This is a genomic window from Hyphomonas sp. UBA3601 (genome assembly GCF_002375605.1).
In the GTDB taxonomy this organism is placed as follows: Bacteria; Pseudomonadota; Alphaproteobacteria; order Caulobacterales; family Hyphomonadaceae; genus Hyphomonas.
On record NZ_DFME01000063.1, the window covers coordinates 1 to 3,542 of the forward strand.

At 58.2% G+C, this 3,542-nt stretch carries 3 protein-coding genes and 1 pseudogene; 3 read left to right on the top strand and 1 reads right to left on the bottom strand.

Features of this window, described 5'->3' with window-relative positions; genetic code table 11:
• Positions 1-122 precede the first annotated feature (122 nt).
• Positions 123-1,883, bottom strand: coding sequence for a DUF885 domain-containing protein (locus tag B4F73_RS06795; protein WP_290482831.1), 1,761 nt, complete (start codon positions 1,881-1,883; stop codon positions 123-125).
• A 95-nt stretch (positions 1,884-1,978) separates the two neighbouring features.
• On the opposite strand from B4F73_RS06795, the gene sdhC reads away from it, so the two are divergent.
• The 3 genes and pseudogenes from sdhC to B4F73_RS06810 all read left to right on the top strand — a co-directional run.
• Entirely contained in the window at positions 1,979-2,377 is a 399-nt protein-coding gene (gene sdhC, locus B4F73_RS06800) for a succinate dehydrogenase, cytochrome b556 subunit (RefSeq protein WP_206991536.1), read from the top strand.
• A 12-nt stretch (positions 2,378-2,389) separates the two neighbouring features.
• The gene (gene sdhD, locus B4F73_RS06805; protein ID WP_290482832.1) at positions 2,390-2,785 is read left to right on the top strand and encodes a succinate dehydrogenase, hydrophobic membrane anchor protein; all 396 of its coding nucleotides are present in this window, start codon (positions 2,390-2,392) and stop codon (positions 2,783-2,785) included.
• A gap of 20 nt (positions 2,786-2,805) precedes the next feature.
• Positions 2,806-3,542: pseudogene (locus B4F73_RS06810) on the top strand (FAD-dependent oxidoreductase); the annotation flags it as partial.

Consider the following 3,542-nt stretch of genomic DNA (forward strand, 5'->3'; position numbering starts at 1 on the left):
TACTCGATATCCGGGTCTGCGGCAGATATCAGGTTCCGGAACATCTCCGGATAATCCGCAAAATCCGCCCGGATGGGTTCAGGCACGAGCCCGGTCTCGATAATGGTGAGTTTCATGAAGGCTCAGTTTGGCAAGACATTGGGAGCCGAGGGACTGATTTGTTGTGTATCAATCCAGTCATCGATGCGCACTTCCAGCACATCGAGGGGTACAGCGCCCTCTGCAAGCGCCGCATCATGAAATGCGCGTAGATCGAAATCCTCACCCAGTTCAAGTTCCGCCTTGGCCCGCAGCTCCCGGAATTTTAGCTCGCCCACCTTGTAGGCAACCGCCTGCCCCGGCCAGCCGATATAGCGTGTCACCTCCGTCTGGATGTTCAGCGGGGCGAGCGCGGAATTCTCAATGAAACACGCTTCGGCTTGTGACCGTGTCCAGCCATACCAGTGCAGGCCCGTATCCGCGACAAGCCGGCAAGCCCGCCACATTTCATAAGACAGCGCGCCGAAGCGTTCATAGGGCGTGCGATAGATCCCGGCTTCGCCCGCGATTCGCTCGGCATAGAGACCCCAGCCTTCACCGAAGGCTGTCGCATAATAGTTCTTCCGGAAGTCCGGCTGGTCCGACATTTCCTGGGCCAGCGCAATCTGAAGATGATGGCCAGGAACGGCCTCATGCGCAGACAAGGCGGGCAATTCATAAAGGGGTCTTTGGTCGAGGGCATAGGTATTCACAAGGTAAATGCCGGGGCGCCCCTCTTCCGGGTCGCCCGACACATAACGGCCGGTCGTATAGCCCGGCGCGATCGAATCTGGCACGGGCTGGACCTCAAATTCCAGCTCCGGAAGCGTCCCGAAATAATCCGGCAAACTGGCGCGCAAGCGTGAGGAGATTTCTTCGGCAGCCTCCATCAGCTCATCGGCAGACTGGGCGTAGAATTGCGGATCGGTCCTCAGATAGGTCAGGAAATCCTCAAAGCTGCCTTCAAAGCCGATTTCTGCGATGATTTGTTCCATCTCGGAGCGGATCCGCGCGACTTCCGACTGGCCAAGAAGATGGATCTCTTCCGGACTGTAGCCCGCCCCGGCCGTGTAGTGTTCAACCGCCGCAGCATAAACCTCGCGTCCATTCTCGAGATCTGCGATTCCTGCACCCTGACGCAGATACGGCCGATACTCGATTTCAAGGAAGCGCAGGACATCCAGATAGGCGGAAATGGCACGAGCGGTCGCCTGAAGGCCTTCCGCCCTGAGACGCGCAGCGATTTCGGGGTCGATGCCTTCCGGCAGAGCCTTGAACGGCGCGTAAAGGCCGCTTTCAGACGCATCGTCCATGATCTGTTCCCGGATCTGGTCGATCACGGTTTCAAGGGGATCCCGGTTGGCGGTCCACCCGGTTTCGATCCCGCGCCTCATATTCTCGATATTCTCGGCGAAATAGCGTGGCACGTCGTTCAGGCGTGCAATCCAGGCCTCGGCGGATTCCACGCTGTCGATATCTGTCCGCATTGCGGCAAAGACAGGTTCGGCCTGAAAACCCCAGTCACCCGTAAACGGGATGCGGGCCGAATCAGTCTCCGTCCAGTTGATGTCCGATTTCAACAGGCGAATCAGGATCGCCTGATCGATGACATGTTCGGTTTCAGCTTTTTGCACATCTTTCAGAAGGGCCCGCGCGGCGTCCGTTTGGGCCGCAATAGAGGCCGGCCGAACATCCGCCCAGCGATCTGGCGCGCGATTCTCTTCCCGTGCTGCATCTTCAGGACTGACGGCGTCCACATAAGACTCATAGGCTGGAATCAGCGCGTCGAGCGGATCTGCAGCAGCTCCCAGTGCCAGCACAGCTGTGAGCGCCCCTGCGGCAAGTGCAAAAAGAAAAGGTTTCATATTGTCGCTCCCTAGCCCTGTGGCGTTGACAGGACCATAGAGAAACCTAGAACCCAAGCCAAAGCGTTCATTGCAGGCAAGCAAGGTCATCCCTCATGGCAAGCACTTCCCGGGCAGATCCTCGCCCATTGTCGCCACATCTCCAGATCTGGCGTTTCCACATTACGATGGCCGCGTCCATCACCCACCGAATTACCGGCACAGCCCTGTATTTCGGAAGCTTCCTTATCACCGCCTGGATCGTCGCGCTCGCAACCAATGCCGAATGGTATAGTGTGATCGAAAGCGTCATCTCAGCCTGGTATGGTCAGGTCATCCTGTTCCTGTGGGCTGTCGCGGTACTCTATCATTTCGCGAATGGCATCCGTCACCTGCTCTGGGATGGGCCGCATATCGGATTTGACCCCAAAACAGCCAGCACCGTGTCGGTGTTTATCTATCTTTTCGCCGTTATTGGCGCTGCGGCCATCTTCGCCGCAACGACCTGGCTTTAGGGGGCGACGGACATGTCTTCACACGATTTCATTACGCCAGCCAAAATGGCTCGTGGCCTCGGCTCGGCCAAGTCCGGCACCGAAACCCATATTCGTCAGCGCGTGTCCGCGATCGCGCTGATATTCCTCGTACCGTGGTTCGTCTACTCCATCATCAACGCGATGAGCGGCGATATCGTTGACGCTCAGGCATGGGCCGCCAAGCCCTGGAACGCCATCCTGCTGATCCTGACTGCCGGCGCGGCGTTCTTTCACATGCGCATTGGTATGCAAGTGGTGATCGAGGACTATATCGCGAAGACAGGAACCAAATCGGCCCTGCTTATCCTGAACAGCTTTGCGTGCATCGCGCTTTTCGTGACGGTGGCCCTGTCGGTTCTCAAAATCTGGATTGGCGCGGGCGTCTAGCCTCGCGGGAGAAACATAAGATGAGCAATTATACCTGGACCGACCATACATATGATGTCGTGGTTGTTGGCGCCGGCGGCTCTGGCCTCCGCGCAGCTTTGGGCGCCGCACAGGCAGGCCTGAAAACGGCCTGTATCTCCAAAGTCTTCCCGACGCGCTCCCACACGGTGGCTGCACAAGGTGGCATTGCCGCCTCGCTTGGCAATATGGGCGAGGATGACTGGCGCTGGCATATGTACGACACGGTCAAAGGGTCAGACTGGCTCGGCGATCAGGACGCCATCGAATATCTTTGCCGTGAAGCGCCCGCTGCGGTTTACGAGCTTGAGCATTGGGGCATGCCCTTCTCGCGAACAGAGGAAGGTAAGATCTACCAGCGCGCATTCGGCGGCATGACACGTGATTTTGGTCAGGGCCCTGTCCAGCGGACATGTGCTGCGGCTGACCGTACCGGTCACGCCATGCTGCACACACTGTATGGTCAGTGCGTCAAGGAAGAGACCGAATTCTTCATCGAATATTTTGCGCTCGACCTCATCATGGATGAGGAAGGCGCTTGCCGAGGTGTCACCGCGTGGAAACTCGATGACGGCACGCTGCACCGCTTCCGCGCGCAGAAAGTCGTGCTTGCGACCGGCGGGTATGGCCGCGCCTTCTTCTCCTGTACCTCGGCTCACACCTGTACGGGTGACGGCAATGCCATGGTGCTCCGCGCCGGCCTGCCATTGCAGGACATGGAATTCGTCCAGTTCCACCC